Genomic DNA, 17,472 nt, shown 5'->3' with positions numbered 1-17,472 from the left:
AATTGAGATTGCAAGTTTACTACTTTTTGAAAAGAAACTATTACTATTGTGACGGAAGAAAGAAACAAACTCCGTAAGATTTGTAAACAACACTAAATTAGTTATTTTTGTAATATACAAACCCAAAAATCTATCAGTATGCGATTACTAGCCAAAATAATCCTCACCATTCTTGTCTCAACGCTAATTGGTGGAGGGATTTCGGCTCAAAATGGAGACATCCCCGATACCATTCTCATGCTAAACGGGAAAAAGTTGTTGGTGAATATTTCAGGGCTTACCTCCACCGAAATTAAGTATTTCCCCTTAGGCAAGACCAAACCGGAAATAGTAAAACGCAAGCAAGTTCAAACAATCATGTATAAATCAGGGCGAAGGGAAGTTATCAACAGGCCTGTTTTTATGATGATTGCAGAGGGTGATTGGCGTGCCATCACCATTACCGATAAGCCGGAAGACGTTGACGGATTATTCCCACGCGGAAAAGTGGAAGCTCGCTCACCAAAGAGCGTAAGGGATGCAAAAGCCGCCGAAAAAAATGCCGAAATTCGCGTAAAAAAGAAGGCAGCAAACTTTGGCGGAATAGTTATTCTCCTTACAAAAAAAGAGTTTAAAGGAGGTTATGGCGAAGTGCCCGTATGCATCATCGAAGGTGTTGCCTACGGTATTGAGCCAGCGGCAGAACAGCCCAAATAACTTCTACGTTAACTATAAAACAAGAATGGCCGCTAATGAATTAGCGGCCATTCTTGTTTTATGCATAGAGCTAGAACATCCCTTTCACAAACTCATCTACCAAAACATTGGAACAGTAATCACTAAGAACAATTGAACTCAACCGCTCTTTCACCGCTTCCTGCTCATGTGGACATCCTTTGAGCAAAAGTTCCAATTCAGTGATATCCGTCTTATTGAAAAAATCTCCGTAAATTTTAATGTCGCAGATCATACCTTTTTCCACGTTTAGGTGAAACTCAATATGCCCGCCTTCAGTTTTTATTCCACGTTGAAAATCGTACATAGGGGAATAGCCAAAATTCCACTCCCAGGTAGAGTATTTGTTATCCACCAGATTGTTTATGGATTGCAAGTCGTCGTGGGAATAGTCATAGCCAACAGCATCGGGATACATATCCCGGATATGATCCATAATTAAATCTCGAAACTCCAAGACTTTCAATGGCTGATGCAGATGATCGGATATATTGGTAACCCTCGAGCGAACCGATTTTACGGCCTTATCTCGATACTTTAATGGATTTATTTTTAAAGCCTCGCTAAGGTCGGCCATTTGAGAAGAGAAAAGCAACGTCCCATGGTGCAACACCCGTTTCTTATAAACGTGTTCCGCATTACCAGAAAATTTTTTTCCGTCAATGGTAAGGTCGTTTCGCCCTTCAAACTTGGCCTCAATGCCGAGTTTCAAAAGAACATCAAGAATTGGCTTTGTGAATTTTCGAAAATCGACCAAATTGCCATCGTCCCCATTCATGATAAAGGTAAAATTCAAATTACCTAAATCGTGAAAGACGGCACCACCACCCGAAAGTCGACGTACAACCTTTATTTCACTCTCCTTAATAAAATCGAGGTTTATTTCACCCAGTGTATTCTGGTGTTTTCCCACAATAACAGCGGGTTCATTCCGCCAAAGCATAAAAGCGTCTTGGCTGAAATTTCGCAGGACATACTCTTCGGCAGCAAGGTTGAAATAGGCGTTTGTGTTGGGGTGTTTAATGCAAAGCATACAATTCTGTTTGAAGTAATGTGGCACTAACATTCAATGCCGAGCACAAGTTCAGCCTAGTTTGAGCAACCCTTGAAGCAGGGTAGTTTGACAAGAACCATATAGCAGAGCAAACCCGAGGCTATACCAACGATTGCACCCCCAAGAATGTCACCGGGATAGTGCAAGCCTAAGTATATTCTGGAATAGGAAACAACTCCCGCCCATACCAAGATGGAAATTGTATACCACCTCTTCCGAAAGAGAAGCAGAGTATACATGGCAAATGCAAACGAGTTGGCCGCATGCGACGAAACAAAGCCGTATAAGCCACCCTTCTTCTCAAAAACTAAGTGTATTACCTGTGTGAATTCGGGATTATGGCTGGGCCGCAATCGACCTACGAGATCCTTAATAAGCCCAGAGGCAACCTGGTCGGCGATAGCAATGGATATGACTGCCATAACAAGAACCAGAAATCCATTCCGTCCAAATTTTTTGAAGAAGAAGTAGATGACGGTTGCATAAAGCGGTACAAATGTATACTTATGGCTAACAACAAACATAATCCAATCCAACAAAGGGCTATTGAGTCCATTCAGAAATAGGAATAGCGACTTGTCGAGTTCAATTAAATAGTTGAGCATAGATTACTTATTGAGTTCAGTCCAGAGCAGATCTTTCAGTTCCTTGAGGCCAACACTTGCAAGGGAGCTGATGAAGATATGCGGAATTTTGGGTAAATCAACAGCAATGGCCTCGGTAAGTTCAGCATCGAGCATGTCGCATTTTGAGATGGCGAGCACCCTGCGCTTATCAAGCAATTCGGGATTGAACATCTCCAACTCGTTAAGCAAAACTTCATACTCCTCTTTAATATTCTTGCTATCGGCAGGAATTAGGAATAGGAGCATAGAATTACGCTCAATGTGCCGCAAGAACCTTAATCCAAGACCCTTGCCTTCGTGCGCTCCCTCAATAATTCCCGGAATATCGGCAATGACGAACGATTTAAAATCGTGGTATTCAACAATACCTAGGTTAGGCTCAAGGGTAGTAAAAGCGTAGTCGGCAATTTTTGGTTTGGCGGAAGTTATAACCGACAACAAGGTAGACTTTCCCGCATTCGGGAAACCAACTAATCCAACGTCGGCAAGAATTTTGAGCTCCAAAACAATCCACTCTTCGGAACCCTCCTCACCCGGTTGCGAGAACCGCGGAGTTTGATTTACGGCAGTTCTGAAGTTCCAGTTACCTAGACCGCCGCGACCACCCTTCTTGAGGATTTTCACCTCATCGTGTTCGGTTATTTCACATAAGATCTCGCCTGTTTCGACGTTGCGCGCAATGGTTCCGAGCGGCACTTCAATGGTTACATCCTCCCCATCGGAGCCCGAGCTTCTGCAAGAACTCCCAGCGCCACCATCTTCGGCAAATACGTGCTTCTTATATTTCAAATGGATCAATGTCCATAGTTGAGAGTTTCCTTTAAGGTAAACATGGCCACCACGACCACCATCGCCGCCATCGGGGCCACCCTGAGCCACAAACTTCTCTCGGTGTAAGTGCGAAGAGCCCTTACCCCCATTGCCCGAGCGGCAATAAATCTTTACATAATCTACGAAGTTGGACGAAGCCATAGTTTTTATTGAATTAATATGGGTGATAATCCCTAGTCTACAAACCTGTAGAAAACTTAGTTTGAGATTCCACCACCGTTAATGCTGCAATTCACTTACTTTCTGTGCGCCTCTACCCCTACAGCAATTCTCTGAAAAATATCATCCATGCTGCCCATTCCATCAACTGGCACATGTTTTTTTTGTGCCTTGTAGAAATCGGCTACAATGGCTGTTTGCTTATTGTATACCTTTATTCTATTCGCAATTATCGACATATCTTTATCATCGGCACGCCCATCAATCTTGCTGCGATTTGCCAACCTGCTGGTGAGTTCAGCCTCGCTCACTTCCAACGAAAGCATCAAAGCAATTCCAGACCCCTTAGCCTTCAGCATAGCATCAAAACAGATTGCTTGATTTGTTGTTCGCGGAAATCCGTCAAAAACAAAACCGGCTACCTCGGTGTGCTTGTCCAGTAAGTTTTCAATTATCGTCAACACCATTTCGTCGGGCACCAAATTGCCATGGTCGATAAACTTCCTTGCCTCTTGGCCAATCGAAGTGTCTGCTTTTATAGCCGCCCTGAGCAATTCGCCGGTTGAAACATGCATGAGGTTGTATTTTTCAATTAACCTTGCCGATTGTGTTCCTTTACCAGCCCCAGGAGGGCCAAATAATACAATATTGAGCATCTTTAAAAGTGGAGTTAGGCAGTCAACTTATTTTTCAACTACCAGTTTGTAAACATCTTTTAGGTTTCGTCCAAGCTCATCGTAATCGAGCCCATAACCCACCACAAAATCGTTTGGAATTGACTTTCCTATGTAGTCAATTTTAATATGCTTGCCGTAACTTTCTGGTTTAAAGAAAAAAGTAGCCACACAAATACGCGAAGGCTCATGCGCTGAAATCAACGCATACAACTTTTCAAGTGTAATGCCGGTATCCACAATGTCTTCAACCACAACCACGCATTTTCCCTTTAGCGATGACGAAAGTCCTATCAACTCCGACACAGTTCCAGTTGTGGTGGTTCCTTGGTAGGAAGATAACTTTACGAAACTAACCTCGCAACTGAAATCGATATTCTTAACCAAGTCGGAGGTAAACATGAAAGAACCGTTGAGCACACTCAGGAAAACGACCTCATCCAAAGCAGAAAAATCACCGTTGATTTCATCAGCAACCTGCTTTACTATTGTCTGAATCTCATCGTGTGGGATGAAGACCTGAAATTCCTTATCGTGCAGCGTTACACGTTTCATAAGCGTGCATTTTTGATGGTTATCATTCAATAATGAAAATAAAAAAACATCCGGTCTTGTAAAACTAAAATAGCAACACATTGAATGTCAAGAAAAACACAAACAATATTTGCATTCGAGTCGAAGTCCGAAAGCGAAAAATACTATGTTGCGAAAGTATGAATATTTGTAGAATCTTCCCATACATAATTTTTAAAAGAGCAAAAGTGATCAAATTAACCTCTGGAGGCGAATAAAATCGACCACAAAGGAGATAATTGAGAGCAGTCAGAAACTCAGGAACAACTACTATTCAATTAATTGCCAAAGGATAACTCAACATATCAGAAAAAACATTACTTTTAAGGACGGGCTCGCAAAAAAACTCAGCAAGCCAGCAACGAACTATCTTCAGTAATGTTTTACCATAAGACGAACTGATGTTTACAACAAAAACAACTAAGCTGTCAGTCTCCCGAAATCGGGCTGGCAGTTTTTTTGTTTTTCTCTTCCTTAGCCTCACTGTTAACCAACTCAGTTTCGCCCAAGACGAAGCATCGCTTACCGATGCCGCATCCCACGGCAAAGGAGGATCTTCCGTGGCAACTCCTTCGGTGTGGAGTTCCTTTTCCAACCAAGGAGCCTTAGGCTATTACTCCCAGAAAGCCATTGCTATCCACCAGGAGAATCGTTTTATTATAAAAGAACTCAACGTCAACGGACTATCACTATCAATCCCAACAAAACCGGGAACCGTTGGTGTAGCATTTTCGCGTTACGGATATCAATTGTATAACGAAACCAAAGGCATTCTTTCCTTCGGAAGAAAATTATGGCCATCATTTTCGGCCGGAGTAGGTATTGCAATACACCGCCTCCACGTTGGGGAGGGCAATGGAAATGCAACCGCGACAACTGTTGAGGCTGGAATCCTTTACTCACCCGCCCCAAACTTAGCCGTGGGGGTGCATGCCTTCAACCCGACCATGGAAAAGATAGGTCATACACCGCAAAAAAGCCTATCGTCGGGAATCACGACTGGTGTCGACTATCGGCTACCGCAAGGAGTTCTAACCAGCATGAGCGCCACCCAGCGCAACAGTTACAAAACAGAAGTGAATTTAGGAATTGAGGCAAAGCTGGTTGAAATGCTAATGCTTCGTGCGGGCTACTCTTCGCAACCCAACAAACTTTCGTTTGGATTTGGGTATGTGTACCGCACGCTCACCATCGATCTGGCCATTACCACCAACAATCCGCTTGGAATTTCAGGTTATATCTCTGCAACTTACCACATTCAATAATTTTGGCCATGGCAAAAGTTATTGCGATGCTTCTGATTACACTCCTTCTTTCACTTAAGGCCATAGCCCAAGTGTCAGTGGACAGTTCCCGGGGGCGTCCATCCACTGTGGAAAATATGCTGGAGATGCTGGCAGAGCAAGAGAATCTTAGCGATGAAGCGCTTTCAGACCTTGCCGATAACCTGATCGCACTGCTCGAAGATCCCATAAACCTAAACGACACCACCCCTGAAAACCTGAGGAGGTTACCCCTTTCAGAGCTTCAGATTATGGCAGTAACCGAGTATATAAGAAACCATGGTCAGATGGTTACACCCTACGAGTTGCAATTGGTGCCCAGCTTTGATGAAACCTTGACAGAGCAGTTACTTCCTTTCATTAAAACAGTGCCCTTGGAGAGTGTAAGAGCGGCAAAGAGGGTATTCAAAAGTCGCGTGCTAACTCGATACAGAAGGGTGTTCGAGAAACAAAAGGGATACAGATCGGGAATTCAAAACGGCTATCTTGGCTCACCCGATGCCCTTTTGGTGAAAGCAAAGATTACTGCTTCGCGAAAGATCCAACTCGGTATCACAGCAGAGAAAGATGCAGGAGAAGAGTTCTTCAAAGGGAATAACGCCCAAGGCTTCGATTTTTATTCGGGATACCTTGCCTTGTCGAGAATAGGGGTAATAAAACAGTTGATTATAGGTGATTTCTCCGCCAACTTTGGGCAAGGGCTAACACTTTCGAGTGGCTATTCGCTTGGCAAGGCCTCGCTGATGGTATCACCTGAGAAGCATCGACCAACAGTGACTCCCTACTCGTCGACCGATGAGAATCGATTCTTCAGAGGAGTTGCAGCCACTTCCATAGATCGAAAGCTAACCCTTACAGCGTTTGCATCGAGAAAGCACATCGACGCCTCGGTGGATTCCGACTCCGTCGAATACGTCCAAGGAATAGAGTCGATTCAAGCCACCGGAAGCCATGCCACCAACACCGAAATGAAGAACAAGCATAGTGTAATGGAATCGGCAATAGGGTTTAATGCAAGTTACAGCAAAAACCAACTTCGAGTCGGGACTTCCTGTTTCGCATTGGCAATAAGCAAAGATTTCATTCAACCCACCAACCCCTATCAACTTCAAGATGCCGACCCTACGAATATTGTACGATTCGGTGCTGATTTTTTATACTATCGAAAACAGGCCACCTTCTTCGGCGAATTTGCGATGGATAAAAGGTTTGCGACAGCATCCATAACGGGTGTTTCGTTGCTACTCGCTCCGGCATTTAATGCTTCACTAATTGGTCGTCGCTACGAAAATAATTACCCTTACCGCTATGCAGGTGGATTTGGCGAAGGAAGCAAAACAAGCGGTGAGAAGGGAATATGTATTGCGCTGGAATTCACACCATACAAAAGATGGCGGGTAAGTGCATATGCCGATTTATTTGAGTTCACTTGGTTAAGATATCGAGTATCGGCCCCTTCCAGCGGCACGGAGCTATCGGCCACGGCGAATTACTCTCCATCCAAAACACTGGCACTACAGTTGGGCCTTAGCCAGAACAACAGACCATTCGATGTCACCCTAGACAATCTATCCCAATTGGAGCAAACAACAAGGACAAGAGCGAAAATACAACTAACCTTTGCACCAGCCGAAGCAGTAACGGCAAAGACTCGACTCGAGGCAACCCGGTTTGAGAGAGAAACTGCTCCAACCGAAAATGGCGTTGTTATACTTCAAGATATCACATGGCACAATGCAAGCAATCGCTTTTCGATATCAGGAAGAGTTGCCTTTTACCGAACCGACGGGTGGAACTCCAGAGTATACGCCTACGAGAACGATGTTTTATACTCCTTTACCGTGCCAGCATACTATCTTTCTGGTTCTCGCTACTACCTATTAACAAGCTATAGTTTAACCTCCGCATGTAAGATCTGGATAAAGTGGAGTAATACCCTTTTCTTCGGTAAAAACGAGGTCGGTTCAGGCCTTAGTGCGATTAATGGAAACTCAAAAAGCGACATCAAAGTCCAGCTGCTATTAAGGTTCTAGGAGTTTACCCTATTTTGACCAATCACACCTATCCTCACAGCAAAAGATTGACAAGGGTTAGTATTAGCCCTACCTTGCTGTGTAAATTCTTGGATAGAATATGAAAAACGTTTTATACGATTTCGACCCAAAAACTTCCCTTTTTGAGCATCACTTCCCAAAGGAGTCGATTTCGAATGAGATAAGCTATATTCTTTCCGTTTCGGAAATGCTAGAAGTTCTAGAATACAAGCACCCCAAGTTTTTTTTGATAGAGACTGACGGATATGATCTCACCACAACAACAAAGCTCTCCGCATGGATAACCAATCATGTACTTCCACAAATTGCGAGGCTGGGTATTCGGAAAATGGCCATAGTTACCGCTTCCATGAGCGAAATTAGCATGAGCGCAAAACCAATCCATATCTTTCCGTGGCTTAAAGTGGCCTCCTTTGCCTCCACCGAGAGCGCACGAAAGTGGCTTTTGGAGTCAGAAATCAGTTAATCGCAATTATTTCCCAATTCCATATTGAGCAATAGTTCTTTTTACTATATTAGTTCTCTTTTTCAACCAATAAAGAACCTTACTATGGATCAAATCACTCAACAAGAAAACGCCCCTGTGGCCGAAACCACCGGATTGCTCATTCCCGAATCGGCGATCCCCTATCTTAACTCAACCCGTAAGTGGACCCTCTTCTTTGCGGTTCTTGGGTTTATACTTATTGGTCTGCTTGGCCTTGGATTTATTGGTGTGCTTATAGCATCGGCTTTAAGCCCAATGGGTGGTATAATGGCGATTTTTGCCGTAATCTATGCAATCCTTATGGCTATCTATTTCTTCCCAGTTTTCTATCTGTTTAAATTTTCGAACGAAGCGAAGAAAGCTTTAGCTACGCGGGACGAAGAGTCCATCACAAAAAGTTTCCGTTATCTAAATCTACATTTCAAGATAACCGGTATCATTACTATTGTAATGCTTTCGCTATACATCATTATTATAATTGGAATAATGTCGTTCGGGATGTATTTCACTCAACTCTTCAACCCTATGGGCGGTTTCTAACCGTGAGTATTGGGACTGATCGAAAACAACCTCCAACCATATAAACTATTTGCGCTGCAAAGGAAAACCATTCGATGTTTTCTTTTGCAGCGCTTAAATTATAGGGAGGTATGGGAAAAGCGCAAAACACAAGCCATTGTTTTGCTCAATAGCAAATAACCGCACACATTCCCTAATGTTTTTTGGAGTAGTGAAATTACGTAAGTTGAGAATAAAAAGTGCATTGAAGAACAACAACGGGTTAGCCATAAAAAGAACATTCTCCTACCGCAGCGAGAAACTATTTAAACGCTAATCCTGATTGAAAACCTTACGTTCAGGCATATTCAATCAAAAAAACTACCTTGTAACCTTGTAATGGTTTAACTTTTTGCAATGAAAACGCTAAAGAAGGTAAAAAAGAGAGCGATTAAACTCCCCGGAAAGATTGAATACACGGGTTCGGAACCGATAAGAAAAGGGAAGATTCACCTTACGCAATTCTCGGGTGGGAAGGTTGAAGTAGATCATCAAGCCATAACACCCAACGAAATACATAATTATATAAAAGAAGGTTCCACCTGCTGGGTAAGCCTTGACTCCATTTCCGATGCAGAAGTTCTCCAAGAGTTGGGGAAGGCCATCAACATACACCCCTTGTTTGTGTCCGACATGGCCAACGCCGACCACCAACCCAAAATGCATATTGCGGAGAACTACATATTCCTTACGCTTAAAGGGCTACACTTTAACGGTAATGGGATAGAAACCGAGCACTTAAGTTTAATTCTTGGCAAAGGTTTTGTGGTGAGCATCAGCGAGAGGGAGAATCGATTCTTTGACCTGTTTAGAGAAACTTATCTCGGGGAAACCTCGCTGTGGAATTCGACCCCTGATCTTCTATTCTCGCTGTTGGTAGACTATATCGTTAACGGCTATTTTACACCCATCTCAAAAATTGAGGAGGAGATGGAGGACGCGGAAATAAATCTACTGGAGTATTCTGCGGATGTGTTCTCGGTAAAGATGCTCGACATTCGGAAAAATCTTTTAATTGCCCGAAAAATTATTTTTACGCTAAGGGATGAGCTAATCCCTATTCAAAGAACCGCCATTGCGCAACTCTTGCCAGCATCGGTTATGAACTTCGACAATGTGATTGACCACCTTAACCATCTGATACAATCCATTGAGAGCTATCGCGAAATAAATTCAGGGTTGGTGGAGCTTAGCTACGCTCAAACATCGAACCGAATGAACGAAACCATAACCACCCTAACCGTTATTTCCACCATTTTTATTCCGCTCACCTTTATTGTGGGGCTATATGGAATGAACTTTAGGTATATGCCGGAGCTGGAACAAAAATGGGGCTACCCAGCCATACTCGGGCTAATGATTATAATTGGGTTTGGCATGTATCTCTTCATGAAGAAGAAGGGTTTTCTGAAAAAATAAGCTCCAACAAGTGGAGCTTATCCCTTTAATACTTAATATCCCTTATGCGCACCTGAAGTGAAGAAACTCCACGATAGGTGTTTTCGGCAATGGAGTAACACGCATTGAAAGCCTTTCCCTTGCTTATATGGTCGTAGTGTATTCCTAACTGAAAACCAATAGCAGTAACGGGTTTGTACGGGTTATCCTCCTGAATAAGATCCAACTTAAGGTGCTCATGATCGGCACCCACAAGACGACCATCGCCATTATCCACTACATCGGAACTAATAAATACGGGTGACATATTCCCAGGCCCGAATGGCTGAAACTGCTTAAGAATGCGAAAAAACTTCTCGGTAATATCGGACAACTTTAACTCTGAATCGATCTCTACCATGGGAATCATCATACTATCGGTAATGGAGGCAGCTACAATAGACTCGAAACGCTCAATAAATGCTGGGACATTCTCCTCCTTCATGGTTAAGCCGGCTGCGTACATATGTCCACCGAAATTCTCCAACAAATCGCTACAGCCATCAATGGCTTGATACAAATCGAATCCCGGAACTGAGCGTGCGCTCCCGGTGGCAAATCCGTTGGAAGCGGTAAGCACAATGGTGGGACGGTAGTAGTAGTCGATAAGGCGAGAGGCAACAATACCCACGACCCCTTTGTGCCACGTAGGATTGAAGAGTACCGTGGACTTCTTCTTTTGAAGTTCAGGGCTCGATTGAATAATTTCAATAGCCTGAAGTGTATTCCCCCTATCAACCTCCTTACGATCGTTATTGCAGATATTAATGGCCTCGCCCATTTCGAAGGCATTAAGATCGCAATCGGCAAGAAGCAAATCAACAGCAGCCTTGCCCGACTCCATTCGGCCTGCGGCATTAATCCTTGGACCAATTTTAAACACAATATCATCTACGGCAATGGAATGACCTACCAATCCAGCCAATTTGATAATAGACAAAAGGCCTCTGCTTGGATTTTCATTCAAACGCTTAAGACCGAAGTGAGCGAGCACGCGATTTTCGCCGGTAAGGGGAACAATATCGGAGGCAATGCTCACGGCCACCATATCCAGAAGCGGTTCCAGCTCCGAAAAGGGAATCCCTTTGTACTGCGAATATGCCTGAGCCAGCTTAAAGCCAACGCCACAACCCGATAGTTCTTTGAATGGATAGTTACAATCGATACGTTTAGGATCGAGCACAGCAGCGGCATTCGGGATAGTATCGCCGGGCAAGTGATGGTCGCAAATGATAAAATCGACTCCATGCTCACGTGCATACGCTACCTTTTCCACTGCCTTTATTCCACAGTCGAGCGCCACAATAAGCGTAAAGCCATTGTCGGCGGCATAGGTTACCCCTTCAATTGAAACACCGTATCCTTCGGAGTAACGATTGGGGATATAGTAGGCAATTTTGTCGGTTAGCTTCGACAGAAAGGAATACATTAGGGCAACGGCAGTAGTGCCATCGACATCATAATCGCCGTAAACCAAAATCTTTTCACCCTTCTCAATTGCTTGCTCAATGCGCACAACTGCTTTATCCATATCCTTCATCAAGAAAGGATCGTAGAGAGAATCGAGTGTTGGACGAAAAAATGTTTTTGCTTGTTCGAAAGTTTTTACCCCTCGTTGAATTAAAAGATTTGCTAGGACCCGATCAATCCCTAAGGCATCGGATAATAGGGCAACTTCGGATGCATCGCTCTGCTCCTTTAAGACCCATCGCTTTTCCATATGTAGTTCTTATTTTTTCCATAGCCAAAATATTTGCCTAAAACAGTCACTGCTCCTACCCACAAATCTCCTCGGCAGGCCGTTTTAGAATTCATACGAAGTTATAACAAAAAAAAAGGATTGATTCCCTATCCCTCTAAAAGTTCACAATTAAATACCTTCAGCCACTCCTTTTGGAAGACCAAACGGGCTTCGTCCATGCTTACTTTTCGTTTAAGTTCAACTTCTAACGAAGTAACGCCCTTATTGATAAAACCGCAGGGATTGATGTAAGAAAAATACTTTAAATCGGTGTTTACATTGAAGGCCCACCCGTGCATGGTAATAAAACGGCTGGCACGAACACCAATAGCGCAAATCTTACGCTCGCGACCAGCAACTCCAACGTCGAGCCAGGCACCTGTAGCGCCATCGAGCCGAGAAGCAGCAATACCATAGTGAGCACAAACGTTTATGGCTACCTCTTCGAGCAGATGAACATAATCCTTCAAGCCAATATTTAGTGCTTCGAGATCGACGATTGGGTAGCCAACGAGCTGCTCAGGACCATGATAAGTAATATCGCCCCCACGGGACGTCTGATAGTAGGAAGCGTTTATCTTTGTGAGAAATTCCGGAGTGATGAGCATGTTGGTAGCATCGCCGCTTTTGCCGAGCGTATACACGTGTGGATGCTCACAGAAGAGTAAGTATCCACGAAAATCGCCAAGCGTTCCGGCTTGTTTCTGCTCAAGAACTTTTTGGAAGTATTGCTCCTGCACTTCAACGCCCTCGGCGTATGCAATAGTGCCTAAATTGCGATAGGTAACGAGTCCTCTCATATGCTTTAACTATTCTTGAAAAAATTCGGCAGCATGATAGCTCGAGCGAACGAGCGGCCCGCTTACCACCTGCTTTAATCCAATTTGCTCTCCGGCCTCCTTATACTTCTTGAACACATCGGGGTGAACATATTCTACAACGGGGAGATGAGTAAGCGTGGGCTGAAGGTATTGACCTATGGTGAAGATAACACAACCGGCAGCGTAGGCATCCTGCATAACCTCAACCACCTCCTCAAAGGTTTCGCCCAAGCCAACCATTACACCTGTTTTGGCAGCAAAGCCTCTGGCTGAAATATGCCGAAGTACATCTAAACTGAAACTATAGATGGCGCGACTACGGACTTGAGGAGTGATGCGCTTAATTGTCTCCAAGTTGTGGGCCACCACATCTGGCTTTGCAGTTAACACTACATCGATAAGATCAGTATCGGCACCAAAGTCAGGAATCAATACCTCCACTCTGGTTGCCGGGTTTACTCGCTTAATCTCCGAGATGCAGGCAGCCCAATGCGCAGCCCCACCATCGGGAAGGTCGTCGCGATCGACAGAGGTGATAACCACGTAGCGCAGCTTCATGAGCTTAACGCTCTCGGCAAGGTTCGCTGGCTCCTGAGGATCGAGCGGCAAGGGGCGACCGGTTTTTGTAGCACAGAACTTGCAGGAACGGGTACACACATCGCCACAAATCATAAAGGTTGCCGTGCCGGCACTCCAGCACTCGTGCAAGTTGGGACACTTTCCACTGGTGCAGATGGTCTCGAGCTTGTGCTCACGAACAATCTTGGTTACATCGGCAAAAGATTCGCCAAGGTTCAATTTTATCTTTAACCAGCTGGGTTTACGTTCTAAAGTCATAACAGCATCAATTTCGATGAGTAGCAAAGAAAGATAATTTTTTTGACTTTGGCTGGTGGACATTTGCTAAGCCCAGTGCCAATGGGGCAAGACAATTTGACGATTTGGGGATTTGATGATTTAATAATGGAAAAACAAAAGATAATATGACCATTAAAGAAACAGAGTAGAAATGGATTGTAGAAACGGAGTATCAAATTGCATATGCATGTGAATTATTGGCCGAAAAGGAATTTGCGACATACAAAAAATATCCAGAAAGTTGTAAATTACGGCAATGTATCATCCATGAGGGAAAATGCTGTATGGAAAAATTCCAAAACAAATACCGGATACCATCGGCCCGAGCAGCGTGGTGGGATTACGCTAACCCGGGGGCATACTTTATAACTATTTGCACGCACGATCGAAAACATCTGTTCGGGCAAATTTATTACGGCGAAATGTATCTATCGCCAATAGGGCAAATTGTGGATAGAGAATGGAACAAATCATTTGAAATACGCGCGGAACTTTTTTGCGACGTATGGATAATAATGCCGAACCACATCCACGCGATATTGCGAATTGAGCCTACCAATGGGGAAATCGCAAATCAGGTACAGACGCAAGGCCGTGTGGAAACGCACAGCCGTGCGTTCCTACACGGCGTGGCATATCGATCACCAAAATCGATATCATCATTTGTGGCGGGATTTAAATCGGCTGCAACGACGCGGATCAACCAATACCGAAATACGCCGAAACAACCGATTTGGCAAACGCGATTTCATGACCATATTATTAGAAACGACGCGGATTATAAGCGAATTGCAACCTACATTGAACAAAATCCATCGAAATGGATGGATGACAAATTCTTTCGGAATGGATAAATGGGGGGAACGGCGGGGCTATTGATGAATTGCAATGGGTGATTGGGCTCCTGCAACAAATATCAGATGAAAAATGGTGAGGAAAACTGACATTATAACTTTCGATTAGAAAAAAGGTAGGCTCTGTGTAGTTCCTAATTGCGCTCCCCTCCATATAAAAAATTGAAGGGTCACTCAAAACTAAGTCATTTCCACATCCGAAGAAACTAACGCAAGGCTCAAATTGCTATATTCGCAGGGTGCAAACCACAAATGCAATTTGTGCTTATGAAAATGGTAATTGCAGCAACCACTCTCCTAACCTTAGCGTCGGTGTATTCGGATTCCGATTTTATTAAGGAACAGAAGAAATACGAGCGGGTAAGAGTTGCCTATTCCCAAAAAGGGCAGCTCGTGAAAGACAACCTAAAGAAAGCAGGCATCGACGAGGCAAAGAGACAACAAGATACTGTGCCAATTAAAAACAGAGCAATGAGAACAATTAAAAGATGAAGGCGAAGAAGCAATGGGTTTTGATTATACTATTTATCATAGGGCTGGTTTTATCAGGAATCAATCCCCACGATTACTTTACCTGGGGGTTAGAGGTTTTTCCTGCGGTGATTGGATTAGGAGTTTTAATTGGCACGTTTAAATCGTTTCGGTTTACAACGCTTACCTATGTGCTCATACTAGTCCACTGCTATATCCTATTTATTGGTGGGCACTACACCTATGCCGAGGTTCCAATATTCGATTGGATTCAGGAAGCGTTTCACCAAAGCCGCAACAACTTTGATAAGGTGGGACATTTTGTCCAAGGATTTGTTCCTGCCCTAATCATCCGTGAGCTATTTGTCCGGCAACAAATTGTAAAGAAAGGGCCATGGCTATCGTTTCTTACTGTTTGCGTATGCATAACCATTAGTGTAGGCTACGAATTGCTGGAATGGTTTGTGGCGGTTGTGTCCGGCCAATCGTCCGAATCGTTTCTAGGAACACAAGGGTATGTGTGGGACACTCAGTCCGACATGCTTTACGCAGCGATTGGGGCCATTTGTATGATTATATTCCTATCCAAAATTCAGGACAGGCAAATAGATAAGATTAAACCGGCAGCCACACAGAATAGGGCATAGCGCTAGGTGGGTAGTAAGAAGACGACGGTACTAATGAAAAAATCCGCGAAGCAATGGAAACCGACAACCAGATATTTCACGAACCAAGAGCCTACGATTCCATTGATTTATGGAAGGATGTAACCCCCGAGCAATGGAATGATGCCGCTTGGCAAATGAAGCACTCCATTCGTAGCGTGGAGCAGTTGAAAAAGGTTATCAAGCTGAGCGCATTTCAGGCAAGCGAAATTGAGCGAACATTAGCCGCGCTTCGAAGCCAAGGAAAAGAACCGCTGCGGATAACGCCCTACTACGCCACCCTGATGGATTCAGATCCGTTTCATCCCATTATGCCGATGGGTGAGAAACCAAAGAAGCGGCTCGATCCCATCTTTTGGCAAAGCGTACCCACCCCAGCCAACCTCCTATTCCCCGATACCGGTGTGGAAGGAGCCATGGCCGAAGGGTCCCGCAGCTACGGAGCAGCGTACCAACGCTATCCCAACAGGCTGGCCCTATTCGTAGCCGAGAATACCAGCTGCGCCTCATACTGCGTGCATTGCCAACGGGCAAAATCGCTGGACGGCAGCGTGGATGTGAGCCGCACAGAAGTAGACAAGGGATTGTTCTACATTGGGAGCAACCGCAACATTAACGAGGTGCTGGTTACCGGCGGCGATGCGCTTATGATAAGCCGAAGCCGACTGCAATATATACTGGAAGAGCTGAGCCGAATACCCCACCTCCGAGCCATACGTATAGCCACCAGAGTTCCGGTGGTGTTGCCCATGGCCATCACCGACGAACTGCTCGACCTTATTGAGATATCGGCCAACCGCTACAACAACGGAGCCGAAAAGTATGTGTATTTTATGACACACATAAACCATTACCACGAAATAACGAAGGACTTGGCCGTTGCCGTAAAAAAGATCCGAAAGCACGGCTTCACCATTCGCAACCAAACCGTGCTCCTTAACCATGTGAACGACTACTACAAAACCCTGGCCGAAACTTTTCGGCGAATGTTTTGGATTGGCATTCACCCCTACTACCTATTGCAGTGCCATAAAGAAAGAGGCATTGTGCATTTCATCACGCCCGTTCAGGTGGGAAAGATTTACATGAAGCACCTCCAGGGATGGATATCGGGGGTAACCATGCCCCGATACGCGGCCAACGTGGAGGGAGGAGGAGGCAAGGTGCTGCTAATGCCATCGGGGCACGACACGTTCAATGTTGGATCAAACAATGAAGACCAAATCTCCGAGAGCTATGCAACCGTCACCACATGGGACGGCAAGGAGCTGTTTAACTACGAAGCCCTAGGGAGAGCAACCCGCGAGGAGTTCGAGGCCGCGGTAAAAGTAATGGACGAATTTATTGGACGAAAAGGAGTTTTTCTCCCCAAGGTGATCTTGGTGGACCAGGATGGAAAACACATAGAAACCACCAACCGATTGAAACTACCCATTATTGAGAAACTGAAGAAGTCGGCACTGCTGGGATATGATCTTTTCGACAACGAGATGCCGATAACCAACCCCGCCGAGATCACGAATAGGCTGGACGAACAGTTCCGTAACTCGAAATACAGCAAACAGCAATAGACAACAGCGAATAATTCGAGTTAGTGTGATTAGGATGCAAG

Annotated in this window: 18 protein-coding genes; 10 read left to right on the top strand and 8 right to left on the bottom strand. The window is 44.5% G+C overall.

Annotated elements, in window-relative coordinates; genetic code table 11:
• The first annotated feature begins 138 nt into the window (after positions 1-138).
• On the top strand, positions 139-696 hold the full coding sequence (locus BLS65_RS05540; RefSeq protein WP_092436735.1) for a hypothetical protein: 558 nt from the start codon (positions 139-141) through the stop codon (positions 694-696).
• Positions 697-766: 70 nt separating this feature from the next.
• Here the strand turns inward: BLS65_RS05540 and BLS65_RS05535 are convergent, their stop codons facing one another.
• The 5 genes from BLS65_RS05535 to hpt form a co-directional block, all read right to left on the bottom strand.
• Complete coding sequence (locus BLS65_RS05535) at positions 767-1,747, bottom strand: lipoate--protein ligase (RefSeq protein WP_092436733.1); 981 nt, start codon at positions 1,745-1,747, stop codon at positions 767-769.
• Positions 1,748-1,803: 56 nt separating this feature from the next.
• A complete protein-coding gene (locus BLS65_RS05530; protein WP_092436731.1) occupies positions 1,804-2,373 on the bottom strand; it encodes a phosphatase PAP2 family protein in 570 nt (189 codons plus the stop codon).
• 3 nt (positions 2,374-2,376) lie between these two features.
• On the bottom strand, positions 2,377-3,366 hold the full coding sequence (gene obgE / locus BLS65_RS05525; RefSeq protein WP_092436729.1) for a GTPase ObgE: 990 nt from the start codon (positions 3,364-3,366) through the stop codon (positions 2,377-2,379).
• A gap of 95 nt (positions 3,367-3,461) precedes the next feature.
• Complete coding sequence (locus BLS65_RS05520) at positions 3,462-4,040, bottom strand: adenylate kinase (protein WP_092436727.1); 579 nt, start codon at positions 4,038-4,040, stop codon at positions 3,462-3,464.
• Between the two features lie 27 nt (positions 4,041-4,067).
• Positions 4,068-4,613 carry a hypoxanthine phosphoribosyltransferase gene (gene hpt, locus BLS65_RS05515; RefSeq protein ID WP_092436725.1) on the bottom strand — a complete coding sequence of 182 codons (546 nt, stop codon included), beginning with the start codon at positions 4,611-4,613 and terminating at the stop codon, positions 4,068-4,070.
• 419 nt (positions 4,614-5,032) lie between these two features.
• Here hpt and BLS65_RS05510 point away from each other — a divergent pair, with 419 nt between their 5' ends.
• From BLS65_RS05510 to corA, 5 genes are all read left to right on the top strand, one after another.
• The gene (locus BLS65_RS05510) at positions 5,033-5,896 is read left to right on the top strand and encodes a hypothetical protein (protein WP_092436722.1); all 864 of its coding nucleotides are present in this window, start codon (positions 5,033-5,035) and stop codon (positions 5,894-5,896) included.
• 8 nt (positions 5,897-5,904) lie between these two features.
• Positions 5,905-7,947, top strand: a complete 2,043-nt coding sequence (locus tag BLS65_RS05505) for a helix-hairpin-helix domain-containing protein (protein ID WP_092436720.1) — start codon at positions 5,905-5,907, stop codon at positions 7,945-7,947.
• A gap of 100 nt (positions 7,948-8,047) precedes the next feature.
• On the top strand, positions 8,048-8,434 hold the full coding sequence (locus BLS65_RS05500) for a hypothetical protein (RefSeq protein WP_092436718.1): 387 nt from the start codon (positions 8,048-8,050) through the stop codon (positions 8,432-8,434).
• Positions 8,435-8,518: 84 nt separating this feature from the next.
• A complete protein-coding gene (locus BLS65_RS05495) occupies positions 8,519-8,995 on the top strand; it encodes a DUF5362 family protein (protein WP_092436716.1) in 477 nt (158 codons plus the stop codon).
• Positions 8,996-9,370: 375 nt separating this feature from the next.
• On the top strand, positions 9,371-10,432 hold the full coding sequence (gene corA / locus BLS65_RS05490; protein WP_092436714.1) for a magnesium/cobalt transporter CorA: 1,062 nt from the start codon (positions 9,371-9,373) through the stop codon (positions 10,430-10,432).
• 25 nt (positions 10,433-10,457) lie between these two features.
• On the opposite strand, the gene recJ is transcribed toward corA, so the two are convergent.
• The 3 genes from recJ to lipA form a co-directional block, all read right to left on the bottom strand.
• Positions 10,458-12,170 (bottom strand): single-stranded-DNA-specific exonuclease RecJ, encoded by a 1,713-nt coding sequence (recJ, locus tag BLS65_RS05485; RefSeq protein ID WP_092436712.1) that lies wholly within the window; start codon positions 12,168-12,170, stop codon positions 10,458-10,460.
• A gap of 128 nt (positions 12,171-12,298) precedes the next feature.
• Positions 12,299-12,991, bottom strand: coding sequence for a lipoyl(octanoyl) transferase LipB (lipB, locus tag BLS65_RS05480; protein ID WP_092436710.1), 693 nt, complete (start codon positions 12,989-12,991; stop codon positions 12,299-12,301).
• 9 nt (positions 12,992-13,000) lie between these two features.
• On the bottom strand, positions 13,001-13,849 hold the full coding sequence (lipA, locus tag BLS65_RS05475; protein ID WP_092436790.1) for a lipoyl synthase: 849 nt from the start codon (positions 13,847-13,849) through the stop codon (positions 13,001-13,003).
• A gap of 305 nt (positions 13,850-14,154) precedes the next feature.
• Between lipA and BLS65_RS05470 the strand changes: the two genes are divergently transcribed.
• From BLS65_RS05470 to BLS65_RS05455, 4 genes are all read left to right on the top strand, one after another.
• Entirely contained in the window at positions 14,155-14,724 is a 570-nt protein-coding gene (locus BLS65_RS05470) for a transposase (RefSeq protein WP_092436708.1), read from the top strand.
• A 267-nt stretch (positions 14,725-14,991) separates the two neighbouring features.
• Complete coding sequence (locus tag BLS65_RS05465) at positions 14,992-15,216, top strand: hypothetical protein (RefSeq protein ID WP_125869776.1); 225 nt, start codon at positions 14,992-14,994, stop codon at positions 15,214-15,216.
• Positions 15,213-15,842: a DUF2238 domain-containing protein gene (locus BLS65_RS05460; protein WP_092436703.1), complete on the top strand. Its 630-nt coding sequence runs from the start codon at positions 15,213-15,215 to the stop codon at positions 15,840-15,842. The genes BLS65_RS05465 and BLS65_RS05460 overlap by 4 nt, the downstream gene beginning before the upstream one ends.
• Before the next feature lie 53 nt (positions 15,843-15,895).
• Complete coding sequence (locus BLS65_RS05455) at positions 15,896-17,431, top strand: KamA family radical SAM protein (protein ID WP_092436701.1); 1,536 nt, start codon at positions 15,896-15,898, stop codon at positions 17,429-17,431.
• Positions 17,432-17,472 lie beyond the last annotated feature (41 nt).

It is taken from the genome of Williamwhitmania taraxaci (assembly GCF_900096565.1).
In the GTDB taxonomy this organism is placed as follows: domain Bacteria; phylum Bacteroidota; class Bacteroidia; order Bacteroidales; family Williamwhitmaniaceae; genus Williamwhitmania; species Williamwhitmania taraxaci.
The sequence above is the reverse complement of the archived record's forward strand: the minus strand, read 5'-3'. Positions and strand labels throughout refer to the sequence as shown.

Bases quoted from the DNA above. Each gene is read 5' to 3' on its own strand.
- BLS65_RS05495 (WP_092436716.1), top strand. From the start codon at position 8,519: ATGGATCAAATCACTCAACAAGAAAACGCCCCTGTGGCCGAAACCACC.
- BLS65_RS05470 (WP_092436708.1), top strand. From the start codon at position 14,155: ATGGAAAAATTCCAAAACAAATACCGGATACCATCGGCCCGAGCAGCG.
- corA (WP_092436714.1), top strand. From the start codon at position 9,371: ATGAAAACGCTAAAGAAGGTAAAAAAGAGAGCGATTAAACTCCCCGGA.
- BLS65_RS05460 (WP_092436703.1), top strand. From the start codon at position 15,213: ATGAAGGCGAAGAAGCAATGGGTTTTGATTATACTATTTATCATAGGG.
- BLS65_RS05520 (WP_092436727.1), bottom strand. From the start codon at position 4,040: ATGCTCAATATTGTATTATTTGGCCCTCCTGGGGCTGGTAAAGGAACA.
- hpt (WP_092436725.1), bottom strand. From the start codon at position 4,613: ATGAAACGTGTAACGCTGCACGATAAGGAATTTCAGGTCTTCATCCCA.
- BLS65_RS05465 (WP_125869776.1), top strand. From the start codon at position 14,992: ATGAAAATGGTAATTGCAGCAACCACTCTCCTAACCTTAGCGTCGGTG.
- BLS65_RS05505 (WP_092436720.1), top strand. From the start codon at position 5,905: ATGGCAAAAGTTATTGCGATGCTTCTGATTACACTCCTTCTTTCACTT.
- recJ (WP_092436712.1), bottom strand. From the start codon at position 12,170: ATGGAAAAGCGATGGGTCTTAAAGGAGCAGAGCGATGCATCCGAAGTT.
- BLS65_RS05455 (WP_092436701.1), top strand. From the start codon at position 15,896: ATGGAAACCGACAACCAGATATTTCACGAACCAAGAGCCTACGATTCC.
- BLS65_RS05530 (WP_092436731.1), bottom strand. From the start codon at position 2,373: ATGCTCAACTATTTAATTGAACTCGACAAGTCGCTATTCCTATTTCTG.
- BLS65_RS05510 (WP_092436722.1), top strand. From the start codon at position 5,033: ATGTTTACAACAAAAACAACTAAGCTGTCAGTCTCCCGAAATCGGGCT.
- BLS65_RS05540 (WP_092436735.1), top strand. From the start codon at position 139: ATGCGATTACTAGCCAAAATAATCCTCACCATTCTTGTCTCAACGCTA.
- lipB (WP_092436710.1), bottom strand. From the start codon at position 12,991: ATGAGAGGACTCGTTACCTATCGCAATTTAGGCACTATTGCATACGCC.
- lipA (WP_092436790.1), bottom strand. From the start codon at position 13,849: ATGACTTTAGAACGTAAACCCAGCTGGTTAAAGATAAAATTGAACCTT.
- obgE (WP_092436729.1), bottom strand. From the start codon at position 3,366: ATGGCTTCGTCCAACTTCGTAGATTATGTAAAGATTTATTGCCGCTCG.
- BLS65_RS05535 (WP_092436733.1), bottom strand. From the start codon at position 1,747: ATGCTTTGCATTAAACACCCCAACACAAACGCCTATTTCAACCTTGCT.
- BLS65_RS05500 (WP_092436718.1), top strand. From the start codon at position 8,048: ATGAAAAACGTTTTATACGATTTCGACCCAAAAACTTCCCTTTTTGAG.